The sequence below is a fragment of the Flavobacterium faecale genome (assembly GCF_003076455.1).
Lineage (GTDB): Bacteria > Bacteroidota > Bacteroidia > Flavobacteriales > Flavobacteriaceae > Flavobacterium > Flavobacterium faecale.
Genome location: NZ_CP020918.1, coordinates 1,259,385 through 1,277,136, shown reverse-complemented (window position 1 = coordinate 1,277,136; position 17,752 = coordinate 1,259,385). Strand labels below are relative to the sequence as shown.

The 17,752-nt window shown below is 35.1% G+C and carries 11 protein-coding genes, 1 tRNA gene and 1 rRNA gene; 5 read left to right on the top strand and 8 right to left on the bottom strand.

The genetic code is table 11. From position 1 onward, the window contains the following. The first annotated feature begins 124 nt into the window (after positions 1-124). Both lepA and FFWV33_RS05575 read left to right on the top strand, forming a co-directional pair. On the top strand, positions 125-1,921 hold the full coding sequence (lepA, locus tag FFWV33_RS05580) for a translation elongation factor 4 (protein ID WP_108739992.1): 1,797 nt from the start codon (positions 125-127) through the stop codon (positions 1,919-1,921). A 262-nt stretch (positions 1,922-2,183) separates the two neighbouring features. Further along, complete coding sequence (locus FFWV33_RS05575; protein ID WP_108739991.1) at positions 2,184-6,227, top strand: T9SS type B sorting domain-containing protein; 4,044 nt, start codon at positions 2,184-2,186, stop codon at positions 6,225-6,227. Between the two features lie 88 nt (positions 6,228-6,315). On the opposite strand, the gene FFWV33_RS05570 is transcribed toward FFWV33_RS05575, so the two are convergent. Beyond that, complete coding sequence (locus tag FFWV33_RS05570) at positions 6,316-7,245, bottom strand: 1-phosphofructokinase family hexose kinase (RefSeq protein ID WP_108739990.1); 930 nt, start codon at positions 7,243-7,245, stop codon at positions 6,316-6,318. Positions 7,246-7,396: 151 nt separating this feature from the next. Between FFWV33_RS05570 and thiL the strand changes: the two genes are divergently transcribed. Next, a complete protein-coding gene (gene thiL, locus FFWV33_RS05565; protein WP_108739989.1) occupies positions 7,397-8,443 on the top strand; it encodes a thiamine-phosphate kinase in 1,047 nt (348 codons plus the stop codon). Between the two features lie 70 nt (positions 8,444-8,513). Here thiL and FFWV33_RS05560 read toward each other — a convergent pair whose 3' ends face one another. The 5 genes from FFWV33_RS05560 to FFWV33_RS05540 form a co-directional block, all read right to left on the bottom strand. Continuing rightward, the gene (locus tag FFWV33_RS05560; protein ID WP_108739988.1) at positions 8,514-9,197 is read right to left on the bottom strand and encodes a response regulator; all 684 of its coding nucleotides are present in this window, start codon (positions 9,195-9,197) and stop codon (positions 8,514-8,516) included. Between the two features lie 4 nt (positions 9,198-9,201). Further along, positions 9,202-11,238 (bottom strand): tetratricopeptide repeat-containing sensor histidine kinase, encoded by a 2,037-nt coding sequence (locus tag FFWV33_RS05555; protein WP_108739987.1) that lies wholly within the window; start codon positions 11,236-11,238, stop codon positions 9,202-9,204. 100 nt (positions 11,239-11,338) lie between these two features. Further along, positions 11,339-11,608 (bottom strand): 3-oxoacyl-ACP reductase, encoded by a 270-nt coding sequence (locus FFWV33_RS05550; RefSeq protein WP_108739986.1) that lies wholly within the window; start codon positions 11,606-11,608, stop codon positions 11,339-11,341. A 182-nt stretch (positions 11,609-11,790) separates the two neighbouring features. Next, the gene (locus FFWV33_RS05545) at positions 11,791-12,615 is read right to left on the bottom strand and encodes a LytR/AlgR family response regulator transcription factor (protein ID WP_108739985.1); all 825 of its coding nucleotides are present in this window, start codon (positions 12,613-12,615) and stop codon (positions 11,791-11,793) included. Between the two features lie 364 nt (positions 12,616-12,979). After that, positions 12,980-14,518: a glycine--tRNA ligase gene (locus tag FFWV33_RS05540; protein WP_108739984.1), complete on the bottom strand. Its 1,539-nt coding sequence runs from the start codon at positions 14,516-14,518 to the stop codon at positions 12,980-12,982. 94 nt (positions 14,519-14,612) lie between these two features. Between FFWV33_RS05540 and FFWV33_RS05535 the strand changes: the two genes are divergently transcribed. Next, positions 14,613-15,293, top strand: coding sequence for a ComF family protein (locus FFWV33_RS05535; RefSeq protein ID WP_108739983.1), 681 nt, complete (start codon positions 14,613-14,615; stop codon positions 15,291-15,293). Positions 15,294-15,816: 523 nt separating this feature from the next. Further along, complete coding sequence (locus tag FFWV33_RS05530) at positions 15,817-16,425, top strand: superoxide dismutase (protein WP_108739982.1); 609 nt, start codon at positions 15,817-15,819, stop codon at positions 16,423-16,425. A gap of 791 nt (positions 16,426-17,216) precedes the next feature. Here the strand turns inward: FFWV33_RS05530 and FFWV33_RS05525 are convergent. Then, positions 17,217-17,302: transfer RNA gene (locus tag FFWV33_RS05525), tRNA-Leu, on the bottom strand. 195 nt (positions 17,303-17,497) lie between these two features. Beyond that, positions 17,498-17,607 (bottom strand): 5S ribosomal RNA (rrf, locus tag FFWV33_RS05520). Positions 17,608-17,752: the final 145 nt, after the last annotated feature.

Sequence of the window (17,752 nt, the reverse complement as noted above, 5' to 3'; positions counted from 1 at the left end):
TTATGATTTGTTTAAGCTTTCAAACCTTCGCATAAAATATTACACAAATTGTTAAAAACTTTACATTATATTTGCACACTTAAATACGTATCGTATTTACACTATAACAGACTGATTTACGAAGATGAAAAAAATAAGGAATTTTTGCATTATTGCACATATTGACCACGGGAAAAGTACACTTGCAGACCGTTTACTTGGGGCAACTCAAACAGTGACAGCTCGTGAGGAGAAAGCACAATTGCTGGATAACATGGACTTGGAACGGGAACGTGGGATTACAATTAAGAGTCACGCGATCCAAATGGAGTACACTTATAAAGGAGAAGAATATATCCTGAATTTGATTGACACTCCGGGACATGTGGATTTTTCGTATGAAGTTTCGCGCTCGATTGCTGCTTGTGAAGGGGCGCTTTTGATTGTAGATGCCGCACAGAGTATTCAAGCACAAACGATCTCGAATTTATATTTGGCTTTAGAAAATGACTTGGAAATTATTCCAGTTTTAAATAAAGTAGATTTACCATCTGCGAATCCTGAAGAGGTTAGTGATGATATTATTGACTTACTTGGTTGTGAATTAGAAGATATTATTCATGCCTCTGGTAAAACAGGTTTTGGTGTCGAAAATATTTTGACAGCCATTATCGAAAAAATTCCTCCTCCAAAAGGAGATCCAGAAGAGCCATTACAAGCTTTGATTTTTGACTCACACTACAATCCGTTTCGTGGTATTGAAGTAATTTTCAGAGTGAAAAACGGACAAATTAAAAAAGGTCAGAAGATAAAATTCATGGCTACAGGAAATGAATATTTTGCAGACGAAATTGGTACGTTGAAATTAAACCAAGTTCCGAAACAAGTAATTTCGGCTGGTGATGTTGGGTACTTGATATCGGGTATCAAAGAAGCGAAAGAAGTTAAAGTTGGAGATACATTGACAGATGCAAAAAATCCGACTACAAATATAATTACTGGTTTTGAGGATGTGAAACCAATGGTATTTGCAGGAATCTATCCAGTAGACACCGAAGATTACGAAGAGTTAAGAAACTCGATGGAAAAACTACAGTTAAACGATGCGTCGTTGGTGTTTTTACCAGAAAGTTCGGCGGCTTTAGGATTTGGTTTCCGTTGTGGATTCTTAGGAATGTTGCACATGGAGATTATCCAAGAGCGTTTGGAGCGTGAGTTTAACATGACAGTGATTACTACTGTTCCCAACGTTTCGTACCATGCGTATACCAAAAAAGAGCCTGACACCATTTTGATTGTGAACAATCCATCTGATTTGCCTGAGCCTTCGCGTTTGGACCATGTGGAAGAGCCTTTTATCAAAGCAACTATCATTACAAAATCTGACTATGTTGGTAACGTTATGAGTCTTTGTATCGAAAAACGTGGCGTAATCACCAATCAAACCTATTTGACAACAGAACGTGTGGAGCTGACTTTTGACATGCCTCTTGCCGAAATTGTATTTGATTTTTACGACCGATTGAAAACGGTTTCTAAAGGATATGCATCTTTTGATTATACGCCAATTGGAATGAGAACTTCGAACTTGGTGAAAGTAGATATTTTATTAAATGCGACTATTGTTGATGCTTTGTCGTCATTGATGCACACGGACAACGCTTACTCTATTGGTAAAAAGATGTGTGAGAAGTTGAGAGAATTGATCCCAAGACAACAATTTGATATTCCGATTCAGGCGGCGATTGGTGTGAAAGTGATTTCGCGTGAAACCATCAAAGCATTACGTAAAGATGTTACCGCCAAATGTTATGGTGGTGATATTTCGAGAAAACGTAAATTATTAGAAAAACAGAAAAAAGGTAAAAAACGTATGCGACTTGTAGGTAATGTTGAGATTCCGCAAGAGGCGTTTATGGCCGTTTTGAAGTTGAATGACTAAATCTTTTTTAGCTTTTTTAGAATAAAGCAAATAGATAATAAAATATAGAAAACCTGACGATGTAAAAATTGTTAGGTTTTTTTGTTTTCATCCTGTTTTGACATTGCATTCTATTCGAAAAAGGTAACGGTAAAATATATTACTTTTCTTATGATGTGAAATAAAAACACGATAAAATACATATAAATCAGATAAAGTACTTCTTTTTCCGAATTTATGTTTATTTTTATGCTGATTAATTACTCTATTTAATAGCAATCAGATGAAAAAATTTTACCTTATTATTTGTCTTGTCTTCTCTACCGGAATTCTTGCACAATCTATTACTGTTGATGACAATAGTCGTTCAGCAAATGATTTGGTACAATTGCTATTAGGGAATTCTTGCACGACGGTTTCAAACATCTCGATTTCGTCCAAACAATCAACTGCTTACTTTTCGAACAACAATTCTTCTTTCCCCATAAAAGAAGGTGTTATCATTCGAAACGGAATAGCAAAACATACTGAAGGTCCCTATACAGGTACGAACTTGAGCAGTCAATTAAACAATAATACCGACACCGACCTACAAAAAATAAGCAACAGCACAGGACAAACCATTCCAATTACAGATGTCGCCTATTTAGAATTTGACTTTGTGCCTTTATCCAATAAATTTAGTTTCAATTTTCTATTTGCATCCAATGAGTATGGAGAATTTCAATGTGGTTTTAGTGATGTATTTGCTTTTCTACTTACAGATTTGGATGCCGGTTCAACTAATAACTTAGCGATCGTTCCGGGAACAAATGATCCTGTATCTGTAAAAAACATTCGCGACAACAAGTACAATTCTTCTTGTAGTTCTGTAAATTCCAATTTATTCTCTACTTACACTGTTAACAATCCTGCAGTATCATCACTAAACATGAGAGGCTATACGCAGCTATTAACGGCATCTTCTACTGTAATTCCAAACCATTCTTATCGCATTCGATTGGTAATTGGTGATGCCAATGACTCCAATTATGATTCAGCTGTGTTTTTGAGCTCAGGTAGTTTTACAACAAATATTGACTTGGGAGCTGATCAAAGTATTTGCGAAGGCAACACGGTAGCAATACAAACAGGACTAACCGACCCAAAATATGTACATACTTGGAAGAGAAACAATCAGGTTATTGTGGGAGAAAACAATCCATCACTGCTAGTAAAACAGCCCGGAACTTATCAAGTTACCATAGAACAAACAGGAACTAGTTGTGTAATCACTGACGAAATTGTATTTTCTGATCTAAAAATAAATAGCCCAATCACTTTACGTACCTGCAATGCTGGCACAACGACTCACCAATATGACTTAACAATAAATAACATTAAGAAATTAGGCTTAGACCCATCAAAATTCGAATTGGCCTACTACACCAATACAACTGATGCTAATGCAAACAGCAACCCCATCACAGACCCGCAAGCCTACAACAGCACAGGCGAGCAAACAATTTATATTAAAATAAAAAATACAACCGCTACAGAATTTTGCAACTCATTGCAGTCTTTCGCCTTAATCCTGGATACACCCGCTTCACCAAAAAAGCCAAATACTATAGAGCTATGTGACATTCCCGCTGGTAATGTAGTCAATCTAACGCAACAAAATACAGCAATCTTTAACGGTCAAAGTACAAGTGAATACACTATAAGTTACCACAAAACTGAAGCTGATGCAGCAAGCAATGCAAACCCGTTGTCATACAACTATGCTATTGCACCCACTCCTAAAACAATTACAATTTGGGCAAGAATGACCAATGTTGCCAACAAAAGTTGTTTTAACACCACTTCTTTTGATATTATCGTGAATCCAAAACCGCCAGTAGATATATTACCCAATGTTACCGAATGCTCTTCGTACCAATTGCCTACACTTACACATGGTGATTATTACACCGGTAGAGCAGGAACAGGCACCTTATTACATGCTGGTGATATTGTAGACAAAAGTGGCACCTACTATATTTTTAACGGACCCGATTCAAAAACATGTACCAATGAGTCTAGTTTTGTAATCACTTTGATAGATGAATATTCGATTCCCTTGGATTACTGCGGTGTTTTTATCATTCCAAATCCGCTTGTTGGGAATTTTTACACAAGCAACGGTGGACCAACTGGAACGGGAAATGTATTGCCTGCTGGAACACAAATCATCACAAACCAAAGAGTATATTACTACGCCATTTTGAACGGAAGTGTTTGTAAAGACGAAGGTTACAACATAAATGTGATTCCGTTACCAGAAGTGGATGCTCCAGAAAATGTAGTTACCTGCAACAGTTATACACTACCAACTTTACAGCATGGTGATTATTATACTGGAACAAATGGATCAGGCACCAAACTTGCTGCAGGTACAGCGATTACAACTACAAAAACACTATACGTTTTTGCCACAGACGGAAAATGTATCAACGAGAAGAGCTTTAGTATCACAATCATCCCAAGCGTGATTGATCAACCAGCATGCGGAAGCTACACCCTGCCTGCATTATCAGCTGGTAATTATTTCACCGAGGCTGCCGGTGCTGGAAGCAAAATTCCGGCAGGAACAGTAATTACAACATCTACTACTGTTTACGTATATGCAGATACCACGATTGCACCCAATTGTACTAACAACCTTTATTTTACAATCACTATAAAACCTATTCCGCAAGTCGACAAATCTGTTGATATTTTGAAGTGCATCAATGACCCCTATACTTTACCGTTCATCTCGAATGGCGAATACTTTACTGGAACGAACCGTTCTGGCACAAAACTAGTTGCAGGAGATAAAATTACAAGTTCTCAAACGATCTACATAAATAACTTAGTGAACGGTTGTACTAATGAATCCAGTTTTAAAGTCGAAATACGCGACCTTCCTAAACTGACCATTATTACAGATGTCACCACTTGTAAATCATATACCATACCTGCTGTTGCCGATGGATTATTCTTTACAGAACCAAACGGAAAGGGAACGCACATTAAACCAGGCCAACAAATTACCCAAACACAAACCATCTATTTGTACAATAAGTGGGCTGATTTAACGACATGTTCGAATGAAAATGCGATCTCAATCAATATAATAGGAATAACTGTTGACAAATTAAACGACGTTAAAACTTGTGATCGCTTTATATTACCAACACTAACCTCTGGAAATTATTTTACTGCCTCAGGTGGAAAAGGCAATCAACTAACAGCGGGAACTGAAATCACCAGTACACAAAAAATCTACATTTATGGTAAAAAGGGAGGTCGTTTTACTTGTGAGGACGAAACGGAATTTCTAGTAACCATCTCAAAAACACCAACCATCACGCAGCCTGCCGCTGTTCAACGTTGTGGATATTATGAGTTACCAAATTTGATGGTTGGGAATTATTTTTCTGGTTCGAAAGGAACTGGAACGTCATTCGCCGCGGGAGATCATATTAAAACGAGTCAAAGCATTTACATTTACGCAACAGCTGCAGACAACAATAATTGCTTTGATGAAAAAAAGTTGGATGTTACAATATACCCATTAAACAATTTAAAAATTGAAGACGGCGTAATCTGTGTTGATTATAAAACAGCTGCATTGCTAAACCCAGTTTATAGAAACACCAACTTAGACCCAATTATCTTCACCGTAGATTGGTATTTACAAGATGAATTAGTAGGAACAGGGCCTGACTTCACTGCCGAAAAAGAGGGGATTTATGAAGTTGTAATTACCAAAAACACAGCCGACATTGGCAACGATTGTGGATACAACAAAACGAGTTTTAAAGTAGAAAAATCAAGTCCAGCGGTTGCTTCGATAGAAATTTCAGATGCTTTTGCAGAAGTTATAGATTTGAATGTAACAGCCGTTGCAGGCTTTGGTGAGTACAGCTACAAACTAGATGATGGCGTTTACCAAGAAAGCCCTTCGTTTAGTGATGTACGTTCAGGTGAACATACGATTTCGATCTTTGACAAGAAAGGTAACTGCAGCATTACAACGGTTACAGCAACGGTACTTAAACATCCTAAATTTTTCACACCAAACAATGATGGGTACAATGACAGATGGAATATTCCTGATTTGTCATCTCAGCCAAATGCAGTGATAAGCATCTTTGATCGCTACGGTAAACTACTCAAACAGTTTAAAACAGCATCTCCTGGATGGGATGGCAAATACCACAGTGAAGACCTACCGTCTGATGATTATTGGTTTGTTGTTGACTATATTTTGGATGGAAACAGCAAAACATTCAAATCTCATTTTAGCCTTAAACGTTAGTAGTAAATAAATAAACCACTTAGCACCAACGATTTCTCAATCCTCAATTGCTAAGTGGTTTTATAATTGGTATTGTAACAGCTATTTTTTATTTCGAAACCCAATCAAATAGTCGTTGAGCATCTTCTGATTTGAATAATTGTGTCCCTTCATTCATAGTCGCTGCAGAGCCGCAGGCTACACCCCAGCGTATAACCTCTTTCAAACTTTTGCCTTGTGACAAAGCCCAAGTGATTCCGCCTACCATGCTATCTCCCGCTCCAACCGTACTTTTCTTGGCTACATTTGGCGCAGGTACATACTCACACGCATCAGCAGTTACCAACATGGCGCCTTGCGGACCTAGTGAAACCACTACAATCTCGGCTCCGCCCTTGGCAATAATTTCTTTTGCAGCATGGTCTACTTCTTCCATCTCCAATTTTTCTACACCAATCAGTTTTGCCAACTCACCCACATTAGGTTTAATCAAATAAGCACCTACTTCAATAATTTTCGAAAGAGCCTCTCCTGAAGTATCTACAATCAATCTTGATCCGTTATTCTTTGCAATCTGTGCTACTTTTTGATAGAAATCTGTAGTCAATCCCTCATTTAAGCTCCCGCTTGCAACAAGGTACTTTGACGGCTGATCCTCAATTGCTTTTAATACGGACTGTACTTCATTATCTTCTATTTTTCCTCCAGAAAAGCCAAAACGATATTGCAAATTGGTATGCTCATCTACAGCAACAAAGCTTTCTCGGGTCCATGATTTAACAGCTATTGTTTGAGAATCTATTTTTTCTGCCCTTACCAAATCTTCTAGTATTTTACCTGTTGCACCACCCGAGGTATAAATCGCTAGAGAAGATCCACCTAAACGAGCAATTGCTTTCGACACATTAATACCTCCTCCTCCTGCATCGTATCGTGGTTCGGCACAACGAATCTTTTGTTCGGCAACCAAACCTTTAAAATGAGTGCTTTTGTCTAACGCTGGATTCACGGTAAGAGTAACTATATCAACTGGCTTCATAATCTTTATATTTTTATAACTTAAAGATGCAAAAAAATACCCAATAACCATAAATTTTATAGCTACTATTTCTTTGTATATTTGCAGTCTCAATTTTATATTAAAATTGTTTTAGTTTAACACTCTAAAAACTCATTCGATACATAAACTCATGATAGAAGATAAAAATCCGCAAAGAACAAGTATTGCCCAATTGGGAGAATTTGGTCTTATTGACCACCTAACCAAAAATTTCGAAATCAACCAACCCTCTACTTTAAAAGGTATTGGAGATGATGCTGCTGTGCTAGATTTTAAAGACAAAAAAGTAGTTGTGTCTACCGACTTAATGATTGAAGGTGTTCACTTTGATTTGGCTTATATGCCATTAAAGCATTTAGGCTATAAAGCAGTGGTAAGCAATGTATCTGATATTTGTGCCATGAATGCCAAAGCGACTCAAATCACTGTTTCGATTGCGGTTTCAAACCGTTTCCCATTGGAAGCATTAGAAGAATTATTTGCTGGTATTACACTTGCTGCAAACGAGTACAAAGTGGATGTAATTGGTGGTGACACTACCTCTTCACAAAAAGGATTAATCATTAGTATTACCGTTTTGGGCGAAGCAGATGAAGAAGAAATTACGTATCGAAATGGCGCAAAAGCTACCGATTTACTTGTTGTTACAGGTGATATTGGAGCTGCTTACATGGGGTTACAGGTATTAGAGAGAGAAAAGCAAGTCTTTCAAGTAAATCCAAATTCGCAGCCAGACCTAGATTTATATACTTATTTAATTGAAAGACAATTAAAACCAGAGGCACGCAAGGATGTACGTACGTTGTTGCACGCACTTGAGATTAAGCCAACTTCTATGATTGATATTTCAGACGGATTGTCATCTGAGATTATGCATTTGTGTAAGCAATCTAATGTTGGATGTAACCTGTACGAAGACAAATTACCGCTTGATCCTCAATTAATCAGCGTTTGCGAAGAGTTTGATATTGATAGTACAACAGTGGCTATTAATGGTGGCGAAGACTATGAATTACTTTTCACAATCGCCATGGAGGATTTTGAAAAAATCAAAGCAAATCCTAACTTTTCTATCATAGGACATATGGTACAGGAAAGTGAAGGTATACATTTGGTGACTAGAGCTAATACAAAAATCCCTTTAAAAGCTAGAGGTTGGAATGCCTTAACGGAATAAGGTACTTACTCCATAAAAAAAGCCGCTAGTTCAATTGTATTGAATTAGCGGCTTTTTAATTATTTTTAGGCTAAAATAGTAAGCCTTTAGTTTTTGCAATTTTAACCAAATCACTGTCTCTACCACCTACAACGTCTAGTAATTCTCGTAAATTAACCAAACGTGATTCTATAGCGTTTTGAGAAATAGGAATAAATTGGGGCATATCTTTGATTTTTGTTCCCTTAGACATATGAAACAAAATTTGCTTATCGAATAAATCAATTTCTATTGAATTATCGTGAGATTCCAACATCTCTTTAATGGATTTGCTATAATATTGCTTTCCCTTTATTACGCGGTCAAAAGCATATATTAATTCATCAAAGGTTAAATCATTTTTGATTACTAATCCAATGGGATTGACTTTGTTTATCAAGGTTTTTAATTTTAAAAACTCGGTAAACATCGTTAACATAATAATTTTGCACTCTGGCATATGCTCCTTAATCAACTTAGCCAAGTCTTCTCCTGAGTATAAACTTTTGGTTTCAAAAGATGGCATACTAATATCTAGGAAGGCAATATCAAAATCTGCCTCAGGATCAGTAATGGCATAATACCCTGTTTCACAATCTTTTGCCTCAGCGATTGAATACTCAAAACTGTCGGGCATGTATCTTGTTATGGCGTTCTTATATCCTTGAATAATGAATGGGTGATCATCAACAATTAATATTTTTTTATTTATTTTAGTAACTGATTCAATAGTCATCTATTTATGCTGGTATTTGTTTTTGTTCTAGTGGTATTACAAGGGTGATCGTTGTTCCATCACCTTCATTAGATAGAATATTCAAGTTTCCTTGACATTCCTTTGCTCTTGAAATCATATTTCTCAAGCCTATTCCTCTTTTTAACACTTTCATGTTAAAGCCTTCTCCATCATCCGAAATCAGTAAATGAATATCACCATCTACTTTTTTTAATTCAACCTTTATCGTTTTGGCTTTGGCATATTTATTACAGTTTTGCAACGATTCTTGTATTATTCGATACAAATTAATCTTCACAATATTAGAGGCCAATTCCCAATTGATAGTTCTATCAATAGTTGTAACAAGTTTAGTTTGAAAAGTTTTTCGTTGTTCTTCAAACAGATTATTAACGATAGCGACGAAGTTATTAATTAATTCTGATTTTTCCCTATTCATTTCATGAGAAATTTCACGAATGTCCTGTTCAATTTTTTTCAATTCAATAATATACTCTTTTCTCTGGGTAACGGCTAGTTCATCTTGAAAGCTATTTAAGCCCTCCAAATTCATTCTAACACCAAACATTCTACCCAAAACACCATCGTGTAATTCTTGCGCAACACGCTTTTTTTCGATTACTCGATTAGCATCTATATTACTTTGTTGATTGATTATCAGGTTATATATCTCTGCATTGGCTTGTTGCTGACCTTGCTTGTAGAGTAACTCTCTGTGTCTGGCCCTTTGAATTTTTATTATATAAAAAAACAAGCCCAAGATAGCAAAGAAACTGAAGATATAGATCAAATTACGATTTTTATCTTCAAGGTCAGAATAATCGTCTTTTATTTTGTCGGTTTCGTATTCTATTCGAGTGAATTTCTCGCCAATTTTGCGTTCAGCCAGGTGTACGCTATCACTAATATGAAGATACTCAGAAGAATATGCCGCAGCATTTGGTGGGTCAATGATTGACAATTGCTTAAGAGGTGCTAAAACTGAGCGTTTAATATTCATTCCTCTTGCAGTATGTAATGCTTCTTTTGCAAACTGAATGGCTTTACTTCTGTTTTTATTGTAATCATAAAATTCAGAAAGATGCATTTTGCTCACAACAACTCCATTTTGCAAATCATATTCCTCTCTGACTTTTAAAGCTTTGAAGAAAAAATTTATTACATTCTTGGAACTACCCACCTTAAATCGTGAATATGCCAAGTTATCAAGCAACATAGCATAAACGGAGGGTTGATTTAATAATAGATTCTTTTCCTTTAATCCTTTTTCAAAATAAAACAATGCTTTTTTATGGTCTTTCATAAATTGATAAACCAGCCCCATATTATTTAAAGACATCGCCCTAGGTTGGCCAATAGGATTATTCACTTTATCGTCAATACTATTAAAAGCTTTTTTATTAAACTCAATAGCTTTTTTATGCTCACCAAGGTCATTATAGATTATACCCAGTAAGTTAAAGCAATCAAAATACAAATCTTTTCCTTCTTTACCTTTAATAACTCGCAAGGCATTAAATACTGCTGACTCACTCCCAGTGTAATCGTTTAGAAAATATAGTAAATTAGCTTTATTAAAACGAGTTCGCCCCAAATTATAGTGATCATCTAGTGCAGAAAAAAGTTTTTCAGCTTTAAAATAGAAACTATAGGCACTATCTTGCTGTAAAATCTCAGCATAATAATCTCCTAAATAAGAATATGATTTAGCCAAATACAAAGAATCTTTAGCATCAATGGATTCTTTCATTAATACTCGAACAGTGCTCTCATAACTTGGAAGACTATTTAAATTATAGAAACGGTTAGCAATCCGAACTAAAGAAACACGATGTATTGAGTCATTTTTTTGACTCAATACAATTTCAAGAGCTTTGCTATTTGCACCAAACCGTTCATTTTTTGACAAAGTCTGATCATCAGATAAAACAAAATAACTGCTTACACTATCATGAATAGGATTTTCGAAATTACGAACTTCTTTTTTCTTTGAACAGCAAATTAAGATTAAAGTAAATACTAATAGAAGTGACTTTTTCAATTATATTTTTGATTTAAATCAAAAATAGTAAATTAATGTTATGCAAATAAAAAAAGCCACCGATTACGGTGGCTTTTTTTATTTGATACAAAATATTCAATTAATCAAACTTCATTTTGCTTGTCGCTCCTTGTCCAGCAATATCAAATTTCATTTTACTAGTAGCTCCTTGCCCAGCGATATCAAACTTCATTTTACTTGTCGCTCCTTGTCCAGCAATATCAAATTTCATTTTACTAGTAGCTCCTTGCCCAGCGATAGCCACTTTATTACCACCAACTTCTACATTTGATGTTGCTTCTACAGTTGTAAAAGAGCTTAATACCATTACTAAAGAAAATAATCCTGAGGCTAAAATTGCTTTTTTCATAATTTTGGGGTTTTTATATTATTATATTATTTTACATTTTTTAAGTGTCTGACGTTTACCGCCTTATCCTTTTGTAAATCTACACAGAGAAGCTGCTTTAACAATAAAAAATGGGCCTTCAATGGTAGAATGAGGCAGTTTGATAGTCAATGGTATTCAAATCTGGGTAAGTGATCTATTTTTTAGATTTCGAGGTAATTTCCGCTAGCAATTTGGCCAATAATGAAATCTACATTGGACTTATACGATTTGGAGAAAGGTAGTTTTATGGTTGTATTTCGAATATAACAAACTGAGTTGCCTGTGTGGATTCTAGCAATACTATGGCTATTGACAATGTAACTGTTGTGAATGCGTACAAATGGATAGGACAACAAACTCTCAAAATTCTTCAAGGTTTTGAATGCGGTTATCATCTCACCATTAATCAAATGAATATCTGTAGAATTGTTGTCTGCCTGAAGATAGGTGATGTCTCTTGAGTCAATATAACGATGATCTCCATAGGACTTAACACATAACACCATTGGTCGGTTTACTTCGTTTACAACCTCTTTATACTCTTCGGATACAATATTGGTAGGCAATGCCGTTTTCTTACTGTCTGTAATGCGTTCTACTACCTGCGTACCTGTAGCTTTATCTAATTTCAAGACCAATTTGGTAAGATCAATTCTTGCAACGGGTTTAAGCATATAATCCGTCACTTGGTATTGGATAGCGTCAAAGGCTAAATCCTTTTTTGAAGTAGTAATAATAATTTTAGGAACAACTTTTAGAAAACGATACAATTCATTAATAAGATGCAATGACAAATTACTTTTCTTCTTTTTAGGATCTATTTCTAAAAAAACAAGGTCAGGATGTTGTTCTAAAATCAAATTCAAACCATCGTTATATGTATCAGCCATGCCCAAAAATAAAAGATTCGAAAAACCATCTGCGACAGCTTTCGTTTCTAAAGAACTTTCATGATTGTCGTCAATAATAATATACGAATAGTTCATTTGTGGTATTTCCTAATTGGTTAGGCCTAGTGGAGCCCCTCGAAGTGTTTAACCACTTCAAACCATTAATTAGGATATAAAAAATAGCAGTTTTGGGGAAACCGACTAAAAAATTGTTTTATTATCATAAAAAACGACTTTTCAGCAAGCTAAAAATAAACATTTAACTTATTTTATTATTTACTTAACATTAGAAATCGATGAACTACGAATACTGATTGCTAAACAGTAAATAAATCCGTCTAAGAACAAAAACAGCCCTTCTTTAGTATTCTGTGTTTGTAATTATTCCTTACAAAATATGACAAAAAACACAAAAGGCTCTCCGTTTAGGAGAGCCTTTTATCGAGCTTTTCAAAAATGATTACATTTTCATCAACCAATTTTTCATCGAAACTTCATTTTCAATAATTGATTTCAAATCAGCTATTGCTACACGATCTTGTTTCATAGAATCTCTATGACGAATAGTCACCGTTTGATCTTCTATCGTTTGGTGATCCACAGTAATACAAAATGGTGTTCCAAGTGCATCTTGTCTTCTATAACGACGACCCACTGCATCTTTCTCATCATACGCTACATTGAAATCCCATTTCAAATCATCAATAATTTGATGTGCAATATCAGGCAATCCGTCTTTTTTAACCAATGGTAAGACTGCCGCTTTTGTAGGAGCCAATACCGATGGTAATTTCAATACTGTTCTAGACGATCCGTCTTCCAACACCTCTTCTTGCAAAGAAGTAGCAAATACTGCCAAAAACATTCTGTCCAATCCTAATGAAGTTTCAACTACATAAGGAACATAATTCTTATTTAATTCGGCATCAAAATACTGTAGTTTTCTACCCGAATGTTGTTCGTGTGCTTTTAAATCAAAATCAGTACGCGAATGGATTCCTTCTAATTCTTTAAATCCAAACGGGAAATTAAACTCGATATCAGCCGCAGCATTAGCATAATGCGCTAATTTTTCGTGATCATGAAAACGGTAGTTCGCTTGACCAAGTCCTAACGACAAATGCCATTTTAAACGGGTTTCTTTCCAATATTCATAATGTTTCATTTCTTCTCCTGGACGCACAAAAAACTGCATTTCCATTTGTTCAAATTCACGCATACGGAAAATAAATTGTCTTGCAACAATTTCGTTTCTAAATGCTTTTCCGGTTTGAGCAATACCAAAAGGAACTTTCATTCTTCCTGATTTTTGCACATTCAAAAAGTTTACAAAAATACCTTGAGCTGTTTCTGGTCGTAAATACAAGTCCATCGCAGAATCTGCAGAAGCTCCCAATTTGGTTCCAAACATCAAATTGAACTGCTTAACGTCTGTCCAGTTTCTTGAACCCGTTTCTGGATCGGCAATTTCTAATTCTTCGATTAAAGCCTTTACATCTGCAAGATCTTCACTCATACCTTTTGCCAGTCTTTCGAGAATTTCTCTTTCTTTGGCTAGATATTCCACTACACGCGCATTGGTAGTGATAAATTCTTGTTCGTTAAAAGCATCTCCAAAACGAGTTCTCGCTTTTTCGATTTCCTTCTTAGCTTTTACATTAAGCTTTTCAGCATAATCTTCCACCAATACATCTGCTCTATATCTTTTTTTGGAATCTTTATTATCGATTAATGGATCGTTAAAAGCATCAACGTGACCAGAAGCTTTCCAAGTAGTTGGATGCATTAATATTGCAGCATCAAGGCCTACAATATTATCATTCATCTGTACCATGGATTTCCACCAATATTCACGGATGTTCTTTTTCAATTCAACACCATTTTGTGCATAATCATATACTGCACTTAAACCATCGTAAACTTCGCTTGACGGAAAAATAAATCCGTACTCTTTTGCATGCGAAATTACATTCTTAAAAATATCTTCTTGTTTTGCCATGATGCAAAAATATGAAAAGTGAACTTAAAAAAAAGAAAATAGATAAAGATTGAAGCATTGATTTTCATATTTTTATATTTAATTACATTCTTATATGTTAAAATCGCTTCTGAATTTATTTTTTCCGCCAATCTGCACGGGTTGCAAGAATTTGTTGCTACCCAACGAGGAGATCATTTGCACTATTTGCAGACACGAAATTCCCGTAACACAACACCACTCAATGGAAGATAATGAAGCTATGGGCAAATTTTATGGCCGAATTGATCTTCAGCACGCTTCGGCTGTATTCTATTTTCATAAAAAAGGAATTGTACAAGAGCTAATACATAACTTAAAATACCGCGGAGATCAAGAGATTGGAACCTTTATTGGCGAATGGTACCTATCTGATCTAAAAAAAATTCCTGCATTATTCACTATCGACGCCGTTATACCAGTCCCAATTCATCCAAAAAAATTGCGATCACGTGGCTATAACCAAGTAACTACCTTTGGGCAAACCATAGCAAATGGGCTGAATACAAAATATATTGATACTATTTTAATTCGAACAAAATACACACAAACACAATCCAAAAAAAATCTATTGGCCAGATCTGAAGGTATTCAAAACGCTTTTGACGTTGTTTATAGCGAAGACCAACACCATAAACATTTTTTACTTGTTGATGATGTTCTTACTACAGGAGCAACATTAGAAGCATGTTGCATTGCTTTGCAAAAAATTCCAGGTGTCAAAATTAGTATTATTACTATGGCAATGGCGCAATAGAAGTATGCAATTATTATTGTTGCCTCGCAAAACTATCAAAGTAAACACATTCTTGAACGTCCTCTAAACTACTATACTATTTAAAATACTAATGTTCAATTGAACTGTTCCCCGCTCAACCATCATGTAACTAAGTAGTCTAACAGATAATAGAGCAGCTTCTCGAATTGTCTCTTCATTTTAAATAATTATTTAGTACTTAATCCACTTCATAGTCCTACACTCTTATAAAAACTGCTACTAATTATAATTTAAAGAAAACGAACGTTAAATAGGATAGTCGTGTAGATTAAATCCGCACAAACTTTAACATTAGAACAATTTATAATTATTTACACTAATGAATTAATATAAAATTTATCTACGACAAGAACAAATTTATCAATAAACATAAAAAATTATATCAATTTGATACAAATTAAAAATTGTTTATAAAAATTATAACAGCATAATTCATGAGATTATGAACATAATTCCATAAATTTGAATATAAAATAAATAATCACTTAAAAAAAGATACATTATGGCTTTTGAATTACCACAATTACCTTATGCGTATGACGCTTTAGAACCACATATTGATGCTAGAACTATGGAAATACACCATACAAAGCACCACAATGCATATACAACCAATCTTAACGCTGCAGTAGCAGGAACAGATATGGAAGGAAAAACTATCGAAAATATTTTGATTAATCTAGATATGAGTAACGGTGCAGTAAGAAACAACGGTGGAGGTTTTTACAACCACAACTTGTTTTGGACAGTTATGACTCCAAACGGAGGAGGTTTACCAACTGGAGATTTATTAGTAGCAATCGAAGCTGCTTTTGGATCTTTTGAAGAATTTAAAGCTAAATTTAGCAAAGCAGGTGCAACTCAATTCGGTTCAGGATGGGCATGGTTATGTGTTCAAAAAGGAGGAAAACTAGATGTTTGCGGAACACCAAATCAAGACAATCCACTTATGCCGGGTGTTGGTTGTGGAGGAACTCCAATCTTAGGAATGGATGTATGGGAACATGCTTACTACTTACATTACCAAAACAGAAGACCAGACTACATCGAAGCTTTCTTTAGCGTTGTTAACTGGACTGAAGTTTCAAGAAGATATGCTTCTGAAAAATAAATAAAAGTAGCATTGTTTACGATCTACTTAAAATTTTATAAGGTCGAATGGACATTTTTTGTTCATTCGACTTTTTTTATGCCTAATAGCAAAGAACATGTAATTAACAAATTAATTATAACTAATAAAAATCAACAAAAGATCACATAAAATATTGAATGAACTACAGCAATGCACTTCAATATCACTAGATGATTCGACTACATCAATCAACTATTGTCACAATCGTATGTTTTCGTACTTATAGATGACAGATAGGACATGTGTAGCAGTACAAGTCAACAGATGTCCTCTGAAGATAGATGGTATTTATTTTAAAAAAAGAGAAAAACCTAATTTGAAAGCAAAATCACTTAAACGACAGCAATATCAGAATTCGATGATTTTAATGATTTTAATGGTTTACGCTTAGCAAAATAATTGTACATGGTTGTGGATGCAGTTTTTAAAAGAAAAAGTAGAAACACCAAAGTTAATCATACTTATATAACAGCATACAATATAAAAGTATCTAAGAATAGGGATCAAACCAATAATATTAGAATCGACTGCAATACACGAGCTAACCAATTTAGCTATTACTTTCACTACGTATTACGAACCAAAACTACTTAAAGCACCCTTTGATTAATAAAATAAATTAAAACCGTTTAAAACAAATTAAAACCTAAACCACTAGCATTTCCAAAATATTTGCTTTATATCGAATTTCATAACGTAACTACTCTCATTAAAAAACTTGGTGTAAACGAAAAAAACTTCAATTGGCGAAGACTAATTGAAGTTTCTAGTACTCAGAGAGAGAATTGAACCCGCACGAACATTACTGTTCACTGGATTTTAAGTCCAGCGTGTCTACCAATTTCACCATCCGAGCAGGATTTGATAAAGTATAGTTTTGGAACTTTACATCTTTTATAAAACAAAAAACACTGATTCGGATGAACCAGGGTTCTCTAAAGAAAGGCGAGGACCCCCGATTAGTCCCGATAGCTATTGCGAGGGCTCCCGCAATACTTCATTATCTTATAAAACAAAAAACCCTGATTCGAATGAATCAGGGTTCTTTAAAGAAAGGCGACGACATACTCTCCCACATAACTGCAGTACCATCTGCGCAGGCGGGCTTAACTACTCTGTTCGGGATGGGAAGAGGTGAGCCCCGCCGCAATAACCACCTTAAGGTCGTTTTGCAATGGGTAAACTAGCTAATTGCTAATCAACATTACATAATATCTTAACATACTGAGATAAAGAAAATTTAATTGTATTACTAGAAAGTTTCTTCCCGACCTTTTATTCCCCTTTAGGGGTTAGGGGCCGGGAA

Bases quoted from the DNA above. Each gene is read 5' to 3' on its own strand.
- lepA (WP_108739992.1), top strand. From the start codon at position 125: ATGAAAAAAATAAGGAATTTTTGCATTATTGCACATATTGACCACGGG.
- FFWV33_RS05575 (WP_108739991.1), top strand. From the start codon at position 2,184: ATGAAAAAATTTTACCTTATTATTTGTCTTGTCTTCTCTACCGGAATT.
- FFWV33_RS05570 (WP_108739990.1), bottom strand. From the start codon at position 7,245: ATGAAGCCAGTTGATATAGTTACTCTTACCGTGAATCCAGCGTTAGAC.
- thiL (WP_108739989.1), top strand. From the start codon at position 7,397: ATGATAGAAGATAAAAATCCGCAAAGAACAAGTATTGCCCAATTGGGA.
- FFWV33_RS05560 (WP_108739988.1), bottom strand. From the start codon at position 9,197: ATGACTATTGAATCAGTTACTAAAATAAATAAAAAAATATTAATTGTT.
- FFWV33_RS05550 (WP_108739986.1), bottom strand. From the start codon at position 11,608: ATGAAAAAAGCAATTTTAGCCTCAGGATTATTTTCTTTAGTAATGGTA.
- FFWV33_RS05545 (WP_108739985.1), bottom strand. From the start codon at position 12,615: ATGAACTATTCGTATATTATTATTGACGACAATCATGAAAGTTCTTTA.
- FFWV33_RS05540 (WP_108739984.1), bottom strand. From the start codon at position 14,518: ATGGCAAAACAAGAAGATATTTTTAAGAATGTAATTTCGCATGCAAAA.
- FFWV33_RS05535 (WP_108739983.1), top strand. From the start codon at position 14,613: ATGTTAAAATCGCTTCTGAATTTATTTTTTCCGCCAATCTGCACGGGT.
- FFWV33_RS05530 (WP_108739982.1), top strand. From the start codon at position 15,817: ATGGCTTTTGAATTACCACAATTACCTTATGCGTATGACGCTTTAGAA.